Origin of the sequence: Corynebacterium sp. EPI-003-04-2554_SCH2473622 (genome assembly GCF_001665955.1) — a bacterium.
GTDB lineage: Bacteria > Actinomycetota > Actinomycetes > Mycobacteriales > Mycobacteriaceae > Corynebacterium > Corynebacterium pseudodiphtheriticum.
Window position 1 is genome coordinate 23,815 of record NZ_LZMN01000039.1, and the last position, 15,296, is coordinate 39,110.

Sequence of the window (15,296 nt, forward strand, 5' to 3'; positions counted from 1 at the left end):
TTCTCCGAATAAAGTATTGTAATGCGCATGAATACAAAAAACATTGCGCTGTCCTTAGCTGCTGCCGCAACGATGGCAGCAAGCATCATTACCGCTCCAGTCGCTCACGCCGTACAGGGCGGAACTCCAGTTTCCGATGACGATGCAAACGCGAAAAACGTCGTTATCGTCTCCGGATGCACCGGCACCGCCATCAGCCCACACTGGGTGCTGGCTGCACGGCATTGCTTCGGTGACGGCACCACCGCAAAGCTGGTGCGCACCGGAATTGAAAAGACCGGCACTAAAGGATCCGAAGAGGTCTATCACGCACCGAGTGGCGATATTTCCTTGGTGCGCATGTCTACGCACTCCTCATTTGATTTTGACAGCTACCCAGAGCTGGCCACTGAAGAACCGAAACCAGGCCAGGTAGGAACCTTCTACGGCTGGGATAACACCTCACACAAGCGGCTGCCACACTCCCAGGCTGAGGTGCAAGGTATGTACCAGGACGGTAGTTACGACAACGGCAAGATGTATACCGTGCACCACAAAGACGGTGCGTACTCGCAGCCAGGCGATTCCGGTGGGCCGTTCTTCATCAACGGCAAGCTCTCTGGTGTGGCTTCCGCAATTTCCGGTGACGGCGTGCCACTGAATTTGGCCGATATTTCTGCGCAGCTGGACTGGATCAAACAGACCATGGCGAAAAACGGTGACGAGCCAAACCTGGGCAATGGCGCGGTTAATGGCATGGACAAAATTTTGCAGGAGAAGGGGCTGAAGAAGCCGGGGGCAGAAAAAGATAAAGAGAACGGGCAGCAAACTCAGGAGCAGGCACCAAATCCAGAGCAACCACAGCCGCAACCTGCGCAGCCAGAGAAGCAGGAACCAAAACCTGCCCAGCCAAAGCCTGGAAAGCAGCAGCCAGCGAAACCTGCACGGCCTAACCAGGGCAGTCCGCTGCTGTCGTCGTCCAGCCTGTAAATTTCTGTCCGGGAATTTCTTTTTTTGGACCACGCTGAAATGAACCGCAGAGGAATCGTCTGATGCGGTTTACACAGGGGGGTATGCGGGGCTTAACGGATTGTTAAATTACTCTCATATGGTTTTTAGTCGAAATGGAGACTTTTCCAAATGAAGTATTATGTCCCGCATGAACATAAATAAGATTGCGCTATCATTAGCTGCTGCCGTAACAATGGCAGCAAGCATTATTGCCGCCCCGTCCGCTCATGCCGTGCAGGGCGGCACTCCGGTCTCGGATGACGATGCACTGGCGAAAAACGTCGTCATCGTTGGCGGATGTACCGGAACTGCCATCAGCCCGCACTGGGTTTTGGCAGCAAAACACTGCTTCGGCAACGGCACCACGGCACACATGTTGCACACCGGTGTCGAAAAGACTGGAGTGGATGGCACTGAAGAGGCCTACCACGCACCAACCGGCGATATTGCCCTGGTGCGTATGTCCACGCATTCCGCATTCACATTCGACAGCTACCCAGAGCTAGCTACTGAAGCGCCCAAGCCAGGACAAGTGGGTACCTTCTACGGCTGGGATAGCACCGCGCACAAGCGGCTGCCGTACTCCCAGGCAGAAGTGAAAAACTTATATCAAAACGGCAGCTATAACAACGGCAAAATGTACACCGTTCACCACAAAGACGGAGCGTATGCACAGCCTGGTGATTCCGGCGGACCATTGTTCATTGACGGAAAGCTATCCGGCGTAGCCTCCGCGATTTCTGGCAACGGAACGCCGATGAACTTGGCCGATATCTCAGCTGAGATCAACTGGATCAAGCAGACTATGGCGCGCAATGGAGATGAACCAAATCTAGGCAATGGAGCGGTCAACGGCATGGATAAACTGTTGCGGTTGAAAGGTTTCTTGCCACGGGCGTGAGCAAACTTGCACAGCGCGGGGCCACCTTTCGCAGTAAAATTGGGATATTCAGACATGAAAAACCCAAGCGAAAGGTGTCATTTTGACCAACGCGAATAACCGCAGCACGCTGTTTGACCCCACCACCACGGACTTGCTTGCCGACGTCTACCGCGCCGGAAACGACGCCCCAGCCAGCTTGTTCATTGGTGGGCAGTGGCGCCAGGCGCAAAAAGGCGGCACTCGCACCATTAACTGCCCTGCTGATGGCACCACGGTGGGCATGGTCTCGGAAGCCACGGATGACGACACCATCGCGGCTATCAAGGTAGCCCGTGAAACTTTTGACTCCGGCGTGTGGTCGTCGGTGCCAGCCCGGGACCGTGGCCGTCTGGTCATCGGTATTGCAGATAAAATCCGGGAAAATAAAGAACTCTTCGCCGCCGCAGAATCTGCAGACACCGGTAAGCGCTTCGAAGATTCTCTGGTGGATATGGACGATATCGCCGCAGCCTTCGAACATTTCGGCACCTTAATCGGTCACCAGGCCGGCCGCGTGATCGACCCGGGCATGGATAATGTGCGCTCGCGCATTGATCACGAACCAGTCGGCGTCGTCGGCATGGTTACCCCATGGAACTACCCGCTGCTGCAGGTCGCCTATAAGGTCGCACCGGCCATCGCTGCTGGTAATACCTTCGTGCTCAAGCAGGCAGAACTGACCCCGCACACCGCAATGCTGTTGATGGCCGTCACCAAGGAACTCGGCCTGCCTGACGGTGTGGCTAACCTGATCACCGGTGCAGGTGCAAACTGCGGTAACCCATTGTCTACGCACCCTGACGTGGACATGGTCTCGTTCACCGGTGGCCTGCAAACCGGTAAGCTCATCGCCCGCAACGCGGCAGAAACCGTCAAGCGTGTGGCCCTGGAGCTGGGCGGCAAGAACCCGAACATCATCTTCGCGGATGCAGACTTCGACGTTGCCGTCGACAACGCGTTGAACGGCGCGTTCTTCCACTCCGGCCAGGTTTGCTCGGCGGGTTCGCGCATTCTGGTGGAGGAATCGCTGCACGATAAATTCGTCGAAGAGTTTGCCAAGCGCGCCAACAACATCAAGTTGGGTGGCCCAACCGACGACAAGGCAGAAACCGGCCCGCTGATTTCCGCCGAGCACCGCGAGAAAGTCGCCGGTTATGTAGAAGAAGCCCGCGAGCACGGCGCGAAGATCCTCTCTGGCGGTCGCGTTGCCACCAGCGAGGACACCAACGGCCAGCACGGCACCGGGCAGTCGGATCTGGGCGCAGGTTTTTATTACTTGCCGACGGTCATCGACGGCGTCGACCGCAATGCCGACATGGATTTCGTTTACGACGAAGCCTTCGGCCCAGTCGTCACCATCGAGACTTTCCGCGATGAAGACGAAGCCCTGGAGATCGCCAACGACACCATCTACGGCTTGACCGGTGCAGTATTTACCACCGATGCCGGCAAAGCCGAGCGCATCGTGCGCGGGCTGCGGCACTGCACCATCTGGATCAACGACTACCACCCATACCTGCCGCAGGCAGAGTGGGGCGGTTACAAGCAATCCGGTAACGGCCGCGAGCTAGGTGAGGTCGGCTTGGCGGAATACCAGGAGCACAAGCACGTGTACCATAACCTGACGCCTACCGTGCACGGTCAGTTTGGCCAGCAGTAACTAGTGAGTCGGTTGCTTATTCGGTAACTGGCTGACCGCCGTATACAACTCGTCGTGGGGTTTGGCCGCTTTGTAGGCGGCCACCCAGACGTAGATAAACGACACATACAGCACGATTCCGGTGACGATCTTGCTGCCGATGAGCAGCACGAGGTCGTCGCCAAGAATATTCCAGCCGAAGTGGCAGGCGAACGCCACGGCAAACCAACCCAGCGCGTGCGTGAGCCGCCACCCCAGGCTCCGGTCAGCGGCAAACAATGCCCAACCGATGCCCCAACCGGCCAGACCGGTGAACGCGATATGTAAAAACGGGCCGAGGAACACTCGCGCACCCCAAATCTGCAGAACCCCCATGATGTCTGAGGATGGGTGGATCGGCGACATCACGATGCCGTAAAGCAGATTTTCAAAAGATTCAAAACCTAAGCCAACCAGCATGCCGATGACAAAACCATGCCACGGGCGGTTGAGCTGCTTAAACGCCAATAAAATAAAAACTACGCCGGTGGCTTTCGCGATTTCTTCTGGGTACGCCCCGCCCCAGGACGCGGCTGTTGTCGTGGCGCCGGTATGTGCGGCAAGGTCAATAATCGACGGTGCGCTCACCGACACCAGCGCGTAGCTGGTGCCCGCACCCCACAGCACCGCCAACAACGCGGGTGCCCAGCCCTGGTATGGCCACAGGCGGGTCTTGCGAACCACTGCGATGAGAATACCCAAATACAACACAGTGAACACTGTGCTGATTACCGCTGGCACGGGGAGGGCGAGAGCATGCGTCAGCACCGGCAGAGCCATGAATGGCAAGCCCAGCAGGATGAACAAAAATAGCGAATAGCGGAATAATTTACTCATGATTATGCGACCCGCCTGACGGTGTGTGCTTGTGTGTTGCTGTGTGTTTGTGCGCTCGTGTGTGTTTGTGTGCTCGGATGTGGTGCTGCGTTATGCACGGGTTGTGGTTCTGGGGCTCGCAGCGGATTGTCTGCCGCATCGCTGCCCGTTCCGGTATAGCTTTGTAGCAGCTCACGGACGATTTCTGGCAATTCCTCGCCGGAAATTTCCCGCCAGGAGCCGGTGACAATATCTAAGTTTTCGTTGATGCGCCCGCGGAACACGATGACCTGGGAAGCGCCGAGTTGGCTCGTCGACATGGCGATACCGTGGCCGTTGGGCTCGATAAGCAAACGCTGTTCGCCTGCGCGCAGAATATCGCCTTCGGGCAGGTCGGTGCCCGTCACAAAACGAAACATGCGGCGCAGCGTCAGGTCCGGATCACCGGCGTGCGGGGTAGTCAGCGATTCAATATGTAGACCAGGGCAGTTCCAGCCCTGCCCGGTCAGCGCCATGGCATCAACGGGGCATTCCCGGTCCGCTAGGCGTATCTCTGCACCGGCCACAGGGTCTTTCACCACCAGGGGGGTGGTGGCCTGCTGCGCCGACGGGGTGACCTTGTTGAGCACCACCGGAGCGAGCATGGCGGCGACGACCACCAGGACAAGCACCACCCACAGCAACGTGGTGCGTTGCGGCTGGCTACGGTACAAGCGCAGTTGGGTGGGGCGCAGATTGGGCAGAGAAACTGGAGCGGGCATGCTAGCCAGCCTAGTAAACTAGACAAACATGAATGACCTATATAGCTATGTCAACGGCCCGTGGTTGGAAAACCATGTGATCCCGGACGATCGCGCCGTGGATGGCACCTTTCACAAATTACGTGATCAGGCCGAAGAAGATGTTCGCGAGATCGTGAACGAGGACAACGGCCGCGCCGGTAACCTGTTTGCCTCTTTCATGGATACCGAAGGCGTCAATGCTGCTGGGTTGGAACCGCTTGCCGACGACTTCGCCAAGCTTTCTGTCGCTGATATTGGTGAGTTTGTAGAAAACCTGGGTGCACTGGAACGCGTCGGCGTCGGCAGCCCGCTGACGTTCTGGGTAGAAAAGGATTCTGGCAGTGAAGATTCGGTGGCCTACCTGGTGCAATCCGGGCTTGGTCTCCCGGATGAGGCCTACTATCGCAGCGAAACCCATGCGGAAACCTTGGCTGCCTACCGCGAGCACGTCGCAAAGATGCTGGGCTTTGTGGATCCCGCGAAGCTGTTCGGGTTGGATGCCGACGTGGCCGCAGAGCGCATCGTGGCCCTGGAAACCGAAATCGCCTCTGGGCATTGGGATGTGGTTGCTAGCCGCGATGCCCTGAAAACCTACAACCCGACGGATTTCGACGAGCTGCCAGAGTTGATCCAGCGCTTGCTACGTGGTGGCAACTTGCCGGAGCACCGCCTGGTGAACATGATGCCGAGTTATGTGGAACATCTGGTTGGGCTGCTTACCGACGACCGGTTAGCGGACTGGCAGCTGTGGGCCACCTGGCACATTCTGCTCTCCCGCGCGGGCATTCTGCCGGAAGAAGTGACCGAGGCGAACTTCAATTTCTACGGCCGCCAGCTCACTGGTTCCACCGAGCAGCGCGATCGTTGGAAGCGTGCTGTCGGAATCGTGGAATCTGTGGTGGGGCAGGAGATCGGCAAACTCTTCGTCGACAAGCATTTCCCGGCCTCGTCTAAGGAAGACATGCTGGAGCTGGTGGATTACCTGATTCGCGCCTACCGCCAGCGCATCTCTGAGCTGGAGTGGATGACGCAAGCTACTCGTGAACGTGCGTTGGAGAAACTGGAACAGTTTAAGGCGAAAATCGGGTACCCGGATACCTGGCGGGACTATTCCGGCTTGGAGTTCTCCCCGAAAGGTGCCGATCTGGTGGCAAACGTGCGCGCCGGGGCTGCGTTTAGCCATGACTATGAGCTGGGCAAGGTTGGCAAACCGGCGCGTCGTGACGAGTGGGTGGCGAACCCGCAGACTGTCAACGCGTTTTATAACCCAGTGGTCAACGACATCACCTTCCCGGCCGCGATTTTGCGCGCGCCGTTTTATAACCCAGAGGCGGATGCCGCGGAGAACTTCGGTGCGATTGGTTCCGTCATCGGGCACGAGATTGGTCATGGTTTTGACGACCAGGGCTCGAATTACGACGGCCAGGGCAACCTGAACCAGTGGTGGTCGGATGAAGACCGCGCGGCTTTTGATGAGCTGACCGAGAAACTAGTGCAGCAATTCGATGGTTTGGTGCCATCAGTACTGCAGGCCGCGGGAAGCGGTACAGACGGTTCTGCCGACAACGCTGAGAGCACCGACAGCGTTGAGAAGCCGGGCGTGAACGGTGAGTTCACCTTGGGTGAAAACATTGGCGACCTGGGAGGATTGGGTATCGCCGTGGTGGCGTACCGGTTGTATCTGCAGGATCGCGGCATGAGCTACGACGACACCGCCGTGGAAGCCTTTGCGGTTGAAGGCGCGCAGCCTGAGCTTTATGAGCGGAAGTTCAACGGCCTACAGCGGTTGTTCCTGGCCTGGGGGCGGGTCTGGCGCACTGCGATTCGCCCAGAAATGGCGAAGCAGTACTTGGCCATTGACCCACACTCACCAGCGGAATTCCGCTGTAACCAGATCGCAGCAAACATCGATGAATTCTACGAGGCCTTCGAAGAAGTCGACACGGATTCGCCGATGTATTTGCCGCCGGAGCAGCGCGTCAGTATTTGGTAACTACTGCGCAAGTAGCTCGTAGCATGCAGCACGCAGCTGCCTGCGTTATTTCACCGTGAGGCTGGCGAGGACATACTCTTCGCCATTGTCGCGGTGCACGCCCAGCAAGCCATAGGTGTCTTTTTCATCTTGCTCGCTGGGCGTTAATTCTGTGCGGAAGTGCAGCTCAAAGTTTTTCACTTCACCGTCGACGTTGACGGTGCCTTCCGCGAAATCAACGGTGCCCTTGTCTAGGTGTACTGCGCTGATGTGGGCATCGGGGGATTTTCCGGTGCCGCGGATGGCGAAAATCGGGATGATGCCGTTGGAAAACGCCGCACCCCGCTGCCCAGTCATCATGGCGCGTACCCACTGTTCGACGGCGACGGAATCGCATAGTCCGTAGGCCACGGAGCGTTGCCCCAGTACAGAATGTTGCATGGACACGATCGGGTTATCTGCCGCGCGTGGGTCCAGGTTGTCTGCGGCGCGGTAGCTGAGTGATAGTTGGCGGAGCTGCTCGGAATCGTCGGTGCCCACACAGACCTCGATGCCGACTTCCCCGGCCGGGTCCACCAGGCGGTAAAAGCCCTGCAAATCGGTGATATTGCCGTATTGTGCGGCGATTTCTTCTTTGCCTGGTTGTAACTTCGCATTAAAAATTTCTGCGACTGCGGTCATCAGGGACTCCTTTCACATGGATCACTGTTGGGCCCCATAGTACCGAGCCAGGCCTGCCTGACGTCTGGATTAGACGGCTGGACCCGACGCCTGGATTAGAAGTCTGGACTAGTCAGCTGGACTAGCCACGTAAACTACAACCCATGACGGAAAATAGTGCGATCAATAAAAACGTCAGCAAGCAGCGCCCAGAAGGTTTAAGTGCGGAAGAAGCACGCATGTACGACGATTTTCAGATCGGCGGCCACGAGCGCGAGATGCCGGAAAGCGAACGCTTGGAGCAGCTGGCGTCGTTTATTGATGCTCACTACGATAAACCCGCGGGCTGGGAGGCAGAGGCCGGGAAAAATGCCTCTGAGTATGCTGCATCTGCACAGGCCGACGCAGCCCAGTTGGGAACTGACCACCCAGGCAACCAGCTTGCCGACGCGCGCGCAGAAATCGAAAATTACCTGGCCCGCCTGCCGGACCGCATCACCCACGCTGCGATGATCATGCTGGGAAGCGCGGTGGATCATTCGTTGCCAGTTACGGCCTATGCCCAAGGAATCGAGACTCGGGACGATGAGTTTGGCCGGTGGTACCTGCCAGAAAACCCACGTGGGGTGGCCGTCGCGGTGGTTGGTGGCTGGTGGTATGCCGGTGCTGCCCGCGAAATGTCGTGGGAGCCGGAGATTGCCGCATTGGCTGGTTATTCGCAGCGGGCAATTTTCAGCGTGCATTTTCCTTTGTTGCCGGAGGCTTCTGTTGCAGAAGCTAGTGCATTTGTACGCCGTGCGGTGGAGGCAGTGCGTGCTTCGGCGGAAACCACTGCAGAAAGCAACGAATTGCTCGCGTGGGGCAAGTGGGCTGGGGCCGATTTGTTGCTGGAGCACGCTGATCTGGTCGACGCCCTGGTGCTCACTTTCGGGAGTGCAGATTCTTCTGCGGTTGCGGGCGTCGGCAAGCGGGTGGTGCGGCAGCAACTTACCGCACACCGCCACGTTGCCACGCCTACCACGGCGCGTGCGGCAGTCCGGGAAATTGCGGAGTTGTGGGGAATTCGCTGATGCCAATTGAGCCAAACGAGCCGAATGCGCCAAATGAGCCAAGTGCTCCGCGGCTGCAGACCGATCTCAGCGTGATCATGTCGGTTTATCACAGGGACCAGCCCGATGCCTTGCGTGCGTGCCTGGATTCTTTACTGCACCAGACGCGCCCGGCGGAAGAAATCCTCGTTACCGTCGATGGCCCCGTTGGGCAGGAGCTGGACGCGGTGTTGGCGGAATATGCCGATCGCATCACGCTGTTTCGTTTGCCAGCAAACTGTGGGGCTGCCATCGCGCGCCAACGCAGCTTAGATGAGGTCACAACCACCTACACCGCAGTGATGGACGCCGATGATGTGTGCTTGCCGCACCGCTTTGAGTTCCAACTGGCCGCGCTTGCCGACGACGACCTGGACCTAGTGGGTGCGGCCATGTATGAATTCGACGGGGATGGTGACGGTGAGCCGGAAGAACTTATCGTGGCGCGTCGTCCGGGAACGCCGACCGAGGAAATTGCCAAGAAAGTAAAAACGGTGACGCCGTTCAACCATCCGACGATCATCATGCGCACCGAACTCGCACGCGCAGCTGGTGGCTATCGTCCTGTGGCGTTGTTGGAAGACTACGACTTTCTTGCACGCATGCTGGCACACGGGGCAAAGGCCGCAAACTTAGTGGAACCTTTATTGTACTTTCGGGTGAACGATGCGATGTTTCAACGCCGCTTGCATAAAAAGGCGTTTGTTTCCGAATGGCGGCTGCAGCGTAACTTGGTCAGCTATGGTCTGATCTCGTGGCCCCGGGCCGTGTTTAATTTTTTCGCGCGTAATACTTTCCGGGTACTTCCGCCGCCGCTGCTGCGATTTGCGTATCGGGTGTTGTTCCGGTCAGAAGCCGGGGCAGGAAACAGCTAAAGGAGCAAATTCGTGCGTTGGATGACTGTAGCGATGGTGTTTGCTGCCGCCAGCGGATATGTGGTCATGGTGTTGGCCGCTGCCGTGCTGAGCACTGATGGGGCCGACCGTTGGTTGGTGTTTTGGTCGTCGTTTTTTGCGGTCGCGGCTGTGGCTAACGGCATGCTGCAAGAAACCACTCGGGCGGTGGGGGAGGCGCAAAACCAGGAAGGGCAAAAAGCACAAGAAGCGCAGGAAAGGCAGAAAGCGCAAGACGCACAACCAGTAGCCGCACCTGCTGCTACTACCGCTGCGCGCCCGAATAAACCAGCAAATCCACTGCGCACAGGCGGGATCATTGGTATTGGCTTGGGCGCATTAGCGGCGTTGACGGCCCTGTGGTGGGCGCCGTCGGTGGCGCCAGAACATTCGTGGTGGGCGGGCATCCTCATGGCCGTCGGTATCGCGAGTATCTTCGTGCAACAAACCGTCGCGGGCTTGTTATCAGGCACAAACCGGTGGAACCGCTACGCCGCCTTATTGGGGATGGATGCTGCGCTCCGCTTGGCGATCGCCGGGTTATTATCCCTGGATTATTTGACCGTGCAGATGATCCCACCAGCGGGCTACCAAATTGGCTTCATGATTGCGACGGTTTGCGGCGCGATCTCGTGGATCATCGTCATCGCCGCCTCCCGCGACCGGCGGAGCATCGTGCACGCCGAGGTCGATGTCACGGGTCGGCAGCTGTGGCGCAACAGCCTGGCTGCCATGGCCGCTACCGTCGCCACCGCGCTGATGGTCACTGGATTTCCGGCCCTCGTGGATCTCAGCCTGTCGATCTCACCGACGACCACCGCGGTACCTATCGCTGCCTTGCTGTATTGTGTGATGCTTACCCGCGCCCCACTTCTGGTACCACTGACAGCATTCCAATCCGCCGTCGTCATGTTCTTTTTGCGCCGCCGCGAACAACCACTCGGGGCTTTGCGTGCCCCGGTGGCAGGTCTGGTTGGGCTCGGTATTGTCGGGGCAGGTTTAGCCTGGGCAATTGGGCCGTGGTTGTTTGGCCTGTTTTTGGATGATGATTTCATTTTGCCCGGCTCAGTGCTCGCGGTATTGACAGCGGCATCGGTGGGAACTGCACTGTTGATGCTGACCGGTTCGGCGGTGCTCGCGCACCAGCGGCACCGCTCGTATACCCTCGGCTGGTGGGCAGCAGCGATTGCTTATATATTGCTGCTATTGGTGCCGTTGGATCTGGTGACCCGTTCCGCGTTGGCCCTCGCGGTTGGCCCCTTGGCTGGGGTGGCCTGGCATGTCGCCACACTCGCCCGGCTTCGTCCAAAATATGCGTCTGATTAGGATATAGTAACGTTTGATGAAATATTCCGATGTCTGGCTGGTGATCCCGTGCTTCAATGAAGCGACGGTGATCCGTGACGTAATCGCAAACGCGCGAAAGACCTTTCCAAATATCGTCGCGGTTGATGATGGCTCCAAGGACGGCTCACCAGAACAAATCCTGGCTGGCGGCGCGCACCTGGTGCAACACCCAGTGAACTTGGGGCAGGGGGCGGCGATCCAAACCGGCGTGGAATACGCGCGTGCACAACCCGGTGCACGCATTTTTGTCACCTTCGACGCCGACGGGCAACACCAGGTCCACGACGTGGAGAATATGATTGCCCGGTTGCGCCAAGATGACCTAGACATCGTTGTTGGTACGCGTTTTGGCGCTTACGAACGCGAATCTTCCCAGGTTCCGCTGCTGAAGCGCATCGTGTTGCGCATCGTGGTGGCACTGTCGCCGAAGCTAAAACGCCTGGGCTTAAGCGACGCCCACAATGGCTTGCGCGTGATGGGGCATCGCTTCGGCAATGCACTGCAACTACGCATGAACGGAATGAGCCACGCCAGTGAATTCGTGGACATTATGGGCAGCGGCGATTGGGCTGTGGGCGAAGAACCCGTCGACGTGCTGTACACCGAATATTCCATGTCGAAGGGCCAGTCACTGTTCAACGGTGTCAATATTCTTGCCGACGGGCTACTGGGAAAGAGGCTGGATTAAATGTTGTTGATTCAAATTCTGCTGGTCATCGCGGTTGCCGCGTTGACGCTGTATTTCCTGAGCAACCGCCGCAAGGCACGCGCGAAAGCCGGCGTGAAAATCGGCTTCGTGACATTTCTGATCCTTGCTATTTTCGCGGTGCTGTTCCCCGACGCGACGACGTGGGTGGCGCAACTGGTAGGCGTGCAGCGGGGAACCGATTTGATGCTTTATGCGCTGATCGTAGCCTTCGTGTTTGTCACGGTCAGCTCGTATCTGCGCTTCCGCGAACAAGAACTACGCTTTGCTCGGCTGGCGCGTGCGGTGGCATTGAGTAATGCCCAGGCTCCGGATGATCTGAATGATGCGGACGATCTTAAGGGCGCGGATAATGCGGAGGATGCGGAACCAACCGGTGCCAGAGAAAACCGGGCCTAATAATGATTAGGCCCAGCGGTGACCGGGCTTAGTAGCTACCAGTCCTAGCTGCGACTGGTCCTAGCTGCGGAAGTATTCCACGGTTTTCGCCACACCTTCTGCGATATCTACCTGCGGGCGCCAACCTAACAACTGCTCAGCTTTGGCTGGGTTCAGGCAGCTGCGTGGCACATCGCCCAGCCGCGCCGGGGCAAATTCTGGGGTATCCGGGGCCCCAGCGGCCGCGGCAACCAAGGTGTGCAGCTGCCGGTCTGAAGTTTCCACACCCGTACCGATATTGAAGCGCTCGCCACCACCTGCGGTGCCAGAAGCCGCCAGGTAGGCCGCGACTACGTCATCGACGAAAATATAATCCCGGGTATTGCTCCCGGTGCCGAAGACTTTCGTGGGCTCACCGGACAACAACCGCTGCGCGAAGATCGCTACTACGCCGGCTTCCCCGTGCGGGTCTTGCCGCGGGCCGTAGACATTCGCCGGTGCAATATGCGAACACTCCAGGCCGTAGAGGTGCCGGTAGGTATTCAAATAAATCTCGCCAGCTGCCTTGCTGGCCGCATACGGCGAGTGCGGATCAATTGCGGTGGATTCATCAACTGGGTAGTCGTCCGGAACCCCATAAATAGAACCACCGGATGGCGTACCAACAATTTTGCGGACCCCAGTTTTCCGTGCGGCTTCGGCCAGACGAATCGTACCAATAATATTGGCTTGCGCATCATGCAATGGATCCGTCACGGAGTGGCGCACGTCGATCTGCGCGGCCAGGTGGAAAATTACTTCTGGCTCATGTTCTGCACAGATGCTTTCGAGATCGCCGGTGATGATGTCGGCTTCCACGAAACTGAAACCGTCATGGTCGCGCGCCAGTTCTAAGTTGGCACGGTTACCCCGACTGAGGTTGTCTAGGGCGACAACCTCGTCGCCCCGTGCCAAAAGTTGATCGACCAATGTAGAACCGATGAATCCGGCGCCGCCGGTAACCAAAGCCTTCATGCCCCTAAGGTTACGCCTTCCGCCCTATGGTGTCTGCGGCGGGTATGGGCTATTCTCCAGGATCTTTTCCAATTCTGCGGCACTAAACATTTCGTCGACGGCGTAGATGGTGACTTCGCGGTGGCGGTACACTTCGGTGAGTCCAGGCGCGGTATCTCGCAAGTTCAGCAAGACGTCATTGGGTGGTTGCTTTTCTGGACCCCAAAAATTCGGTGGACTGATGAACACATAGTTTATGTTCATGCGTTTGAGGATGGCGTCGACTTCTTCGCCGTCGTTAGTACCCGAACCCGCTTGGTCCAGGGTGTGGAAAAGCGCGGTCAGCTCCGGTTCTACGGCACCGGTATAGAAATAATGCCGTGCGGTGCTAGGAAGCCGGTTATAGGCATACATCCAGCCGCTTCCTTCATCCGGGTTCACAAGAATGTGCCCGTCATAGGCTTTCGGCTGTTCAGCCAACCAATCATAGGCGCGCAGGTCGCGCTCGCTCACCAGGCGGCCAGAGCGCGAATCTTGAGATAGTGCCCGGGCCGGTTCTTGTAACGTGATCAGGGAAGTACCCGCCACGATGGCGATCACGACGCTGGTGGCCCCGACTGTGACGGGTAGTTTACGGATGCGGTCTTTGTTCATCGCCGCGGCTACTTTGTGGATGATCCACCCCAGCAGTAGAGCAGCTGTGGCCGCCACCAGAATGGATACCCACACGTTGATGCGCCGGGCATCCGAATAAAACGGGCTCACAATCTCTTGTAGGAAATCTCCCACCGGGGTTTCAAAATACTTCATGGCGTGCGCAGACAAGGCCACGCCAAAAGCCCACAGCAAAATAGGCCAGACGGTTTTGCGAGCCAGCAAAACCAGCGCACCAATGCCACCGATGATCAGCAAATGCCAAGTAGGGCCAAATTCATTCGTGTGCCTCGTGAGCAATCCCGCAGCCAAACGCCAGCTTTCCGCGCGGTCAATTCCCGGGACTTCGAAGGTACGGGCGAAATCACCGAAATCTTCTGCATCCTCGTTGCCAAACAGAAACACAGCAGCCGGAATGGCGGTAGCCACTGCACCGAGGCCCACCGCGGCCAAAGTTAAGAAATCGCCCAAGCGTGAGCGCGTCGGTGCGAACAGCGCATGGAAAAGCCAGTAGAACACCACCAGGAACACCGCCACCAACAAACCCTGGGGCTGGCTGCTCAGTGCACCAAACAACGCGAAGATGGCAAAGGGGATGGCTCGGCGATCGCGCAAGCAATGGATCGTCAACATCGCCGCCATGACCCCCAGCATCATTGAGGTAGCAGCGGGGATTGCTGCCACACGAATCTCGATCCATGGCAGTGCCGGGAAAAACGCGGTGCCGGCTCCAGCGATGCCGGCCACTGCACGCCCACCCAGCAGGCCAGCCAATGCAGCCACTGCCCAAGGAGTCACCAAAGCCAGCATGATGCCGGACCCGAGGTTGTACTCGGCCATCGTGGTGAGATCCACCCAGCGCGCAGGAATGGAAACGACCGAATGCCACGCGGTGGGGTAGTACATCGGGGCTCCAGTGAACTGGTGATGCAACGCGCCCATCTCGCCCGGAGCCGCAATACCTTCCTCACTGATAAACGCCAGCACATTCGCGTGCCAGTGCGCGTCCCAGCCTTGGAAGACATTGTTGATGCCATGTGGCATATCCGCCAAGTAATTCCAGTACATTCCGCCGATGCTCAGTGCACCCGCGCCCACACCGGCAACCGGAAGCCAATCTTTTGCTTCCCAACGACGGCGCTTCGGCGCTAGCGTCGACGCTACCGGTACGGGCACCAGACGCCCCCACAATTCCGCCAGCACAACGGCAACCAGCAAGGTGATCGCGGCCGTCGGCAAGCGCCAGCCAGCCCCAAACACGTTGCTTATTTGTACACCAGCAGCGACGATGCCAAACGTAATCGCCGGTGCCGCCAGCAGAGCAACTGGCACTGACAGGCGAGCCCGCCAGCCAACCAGCAACCCGGGCAAGATCACCACGGCGATGAGACTGGCGACGAAAATCGCTGCGTCCATT

General features: G+C 58.1%; 14 protein-coding genes. 9 read left to right on the top strand and 5 right to left on the bottom strand.

Going from position 1 to position 15,296, the window contains the following annotated elements:
* Positions 1–27: 27 nt before the first annotated feature.
* The 3 genes from A5774_RS03735 (at position 28) to A5774_RS03745 (ending at position 3,572) form a co-directional block, all read left to right on the top strand.
* Positions 28–969 (top strand): trypsin-like serine protease, encoded by a 942-nt coding sequence (locus tag A5774_RS03735; protein WP_231892333.1) that lies wholly within the window; start codon positions 28–30, stop codon positions 967–969.
* A gap of 169 nt (positions 970–1,138) precedes the next feature.
* A complete protein-coding gene (locus tag A5774_RS03740; RefSeq protein ID WP_231892334.1) occupies positions 1,139–1,891 on the top strand; it encodes a trypsin-like serine protease in 753 nt (250 codons plus the stop codon).
* 82 nt (positions 1,892–1,973) lie between these two features.
* Entirely contained in the window at positions 1,974–3,572 is a 1,599-nt protein-coding gene (locus A5774_RS03745; RefSeq protein ID WP_021352067.1) for an aldehyde dehydrogenase family protein, read from the top strand.
* Here the strand turns inward: A5774_RS03745 and A5774_RS03750 are convergent, their stop codons facing one another.
* Positions 3,573–4,427, bottom strand: a complete 855-nt coding sequence (locus A5774_RS03750; protein ID WP_064833434.1) for a PrsW family intramembrane metalloprotease — start codon at positions 4,425–4,427, stop codon at positions 3,573–3,575.
* Positions 4,428–4,429: 2 nt separating this feature from the next.
* On the bottom strand, positions 4,430–5,167 hold the full coding sequence (locus A5774_RS03755) for a hypothetical protein (RefSeq protein WP_064833436.1): 738 nt from the start codon (positions 5,165–5,167) through the stop codon (positions 4,430–4,432).
* Between the two features lie 28 nt (positions 5,168–5,195).
* Here A5774_RS03755 and A5774_RS03760 point away from each other — a divergent pair, with 28 nt between their 5' ends.
* The gene (locus A5774_RS03760) at positions 5,196–7,181 is read left to right on the top strand and encodes a M13 family metallopeptidase (RefSeq protein ID WP_023018555.1); all 1,986 of its coding nucleotides are present in this window, start codon (positions 5,196–5,198) and stop codon (positions 7,179–7,181) included.
* Between the two features lie 45 nt (positions 7,182–7,226).
* On the opposite strand, the gene A5774_RS03765 is transcribed toward A5774_RS03760, so the two are convergent.
* Positions 7,227–7,841: an ADP-ribosylglycohydrolase family protein gene (locus A5774_RS03765; protein ID WP_064833438.1), complete on the bottom strand. Its 615-nt coding sequence runs from the start codon at positions 7,839–7,841 to the stop codon at positions 7,227–7,229.
* A 143-nt stretch (positions 7,842–7,984) separates the two neighbouring features.
* Between A5774_RS03765 and A5774_RS03770 the strand changes: the two genes are divergently transcribed.
* From A5774_RS03770 to A5774_RS03790, 5 genes are read left to right on the top strand one after another with little or no spacing between them, the layout of a single operon-like run.
* A complete protein-coding gene (locus tag A5774_RS03770) occupies positions 7,985–8,890 on the top strand; it encodes a hypothetical protein (RefSeq protein WP_064833440.1) in 906 nt (301 codons plus the stop codon).
* The gene (locus tag A5774_RS03775; protein WP_082936087.1) at positions 8,890–9,783 is read left to right on the top strand and encodes a glycosyltransferase; all 894 of its coding nucleotides are present in this window, start codon (positions 8,890–8,892) and stop codon (positions 9,781–9,783) included. The genes A5774_RS03770 and A5774_RS03775 overlap by 1 nt, the downstream gene beginning before the upstream one ends.
* A 12-nt stretch (positions 9,784–9,795) precedes the next feature.
* Positions 9,796–11,127: a hypothetical protein gene (locus A5774_RS03780; protein WP_064833442.1), complete on the top strand. Its 1,332-nt coding sequence runs from the start codon at positions 9,796–9,798 to the stop codon at positions 11,125–11,127.
* Between the two features lie 16 nt (positions 11,128–11,143).
* Positions 11,144–11,836 carry a glycosyltransferase family 2 protein gene (locus tag A5774_RS03785; RefSeq protein WP_021352075.1) on the top strand — a complete coding sequence of 231 codons (693 nt, stop codon included), beginning with the start codon at positions 11,144–11,146 and terminating at the stop codon, positions 11,834–11,836.
* Positions 11,837–12,253 (top strand): DUF2304 domain-containing protein, encoded by a 417-nt coding sequence (locus A5774_RS03790; protein WP_156519536.1) that lies wholly within the window; start codon positions 11,837–11,839, stop codon positions 12,251–12,253.
* Between the two features lie 60 nt (positions 12,254–12,313).
* Here the strand turns inward: A5774_RS03790 and A5774_RS03795 are convergent, their stop codons facing one another.
* Positions 12,314–13,246 (bottom strand): GDP-mannose 4,6-dehydratase, encoded by a 933-nt coding sequence (locus tag A5774_RS03795; RefSeq protein ID WP_023018551.1) that lies wholly within the window; start codon positions 13,244–13,246, stop codon positions 12,314–12,316.
* 24 nt (positions 13,247–13,270) lie between these two features.
* Positions 13,271–15,295: a DUF6541 family protein gene (locus tag A5774_RS03800; RefSeq protein ID WP_082936089.1), complete on the bottom strand. Its 2,025-nt coding sequence runs from the start codon at positions 15,293–15,295 to the stop codon at positions 13,271–13,273.
* Between the last annotated feature and the right edge of the window lies 1 nt (position 15,296).

Bases quoted from the DNA above. Each gene is read 5' to 3' on its own strand.
- A5774_RS03735 (WP_231892333.1), top strand. From the start codon at position 28: ATGAATACAAAAAACATTGCGCTGTCCTTAGCTGCTGCCGCAACGATG.
- A5774_RS03740 (WP_231892334.1), top strand. From the start codon at position 1,139: ATGAACATAAATAAGATTGCGCTATCATTAGCTGCTGCCGTAACAATG.
- A5774_RS03750 (WP_064833434.1), bottom strand. From the start codon at position 4,427: ATGAGTAAATTATTCCGCTATTCGCTATTTTTGTTCATCCTGCTGGGC.
- A5774_RS03755 (WP_064833436.1), bottom strand. From the start codon at position 5,167: ATGCCCGCTCCAGTTTCTCTGCCCAATCTGCGCCCCACCCAACTGCGC.
- A5774_RS03760 (WP_023018555.1), top strand. From the start codon at position 5,196: ATGAATGACCTATATAGCTATGTCAACGGCCCGTGGTTGGAAAACCAT.
- A5774_RS03765 (WP_064833438.1), bottom strand. From the start codon at position 7,841: ATGACCGCAGTCGCAGAAATTTTTAATGCGAAGTTACAACCAGGCAAA.
- A5774_RS03770 (WP_064833440.1), top strand. From the start codon at position 7,985: ATGACGGAAAATAGTGCGATCAATAAAAACGTCAGCAAGCAGCGCCCA.
- A5774_RS03775 (WP_082936087.1), top strand. From the start codon at position 8,890: ATGCCAATTGAGCCAAACGAGCCGAATGCGCCAAATGAGCCAAGTGCT.
- A5774_RS03785 (WP_021352075.1), top strand. From the start codon at position 11,144: ATGAAATATTCCGATGTCTGGCTGGTGATCCCGTGCTTCAATGAAGCG.
- A5774_RS03790 (WP_156519536.1), top strand. From the start codon at position 11,837: ATGTTGTTGATTCAAATTCTGCTGGTCATCGCGGTTGCCGCGTTGACG.
- A5774_RS03795 (WP_023018551.1), bottom strand. From the start codon at position 13,246: ATGAAGGCTTTGGTTACCGGCGGCGCCGGATTCATCGGTTCTACATTG.
- A5774_RS03800 (WP_082936089.1), bottom strand. From the start codon at position 15,295: ATGGACGCAGCGATTTTCGTCGCCAGTCTCATCGCCGTGGTGATCTTG.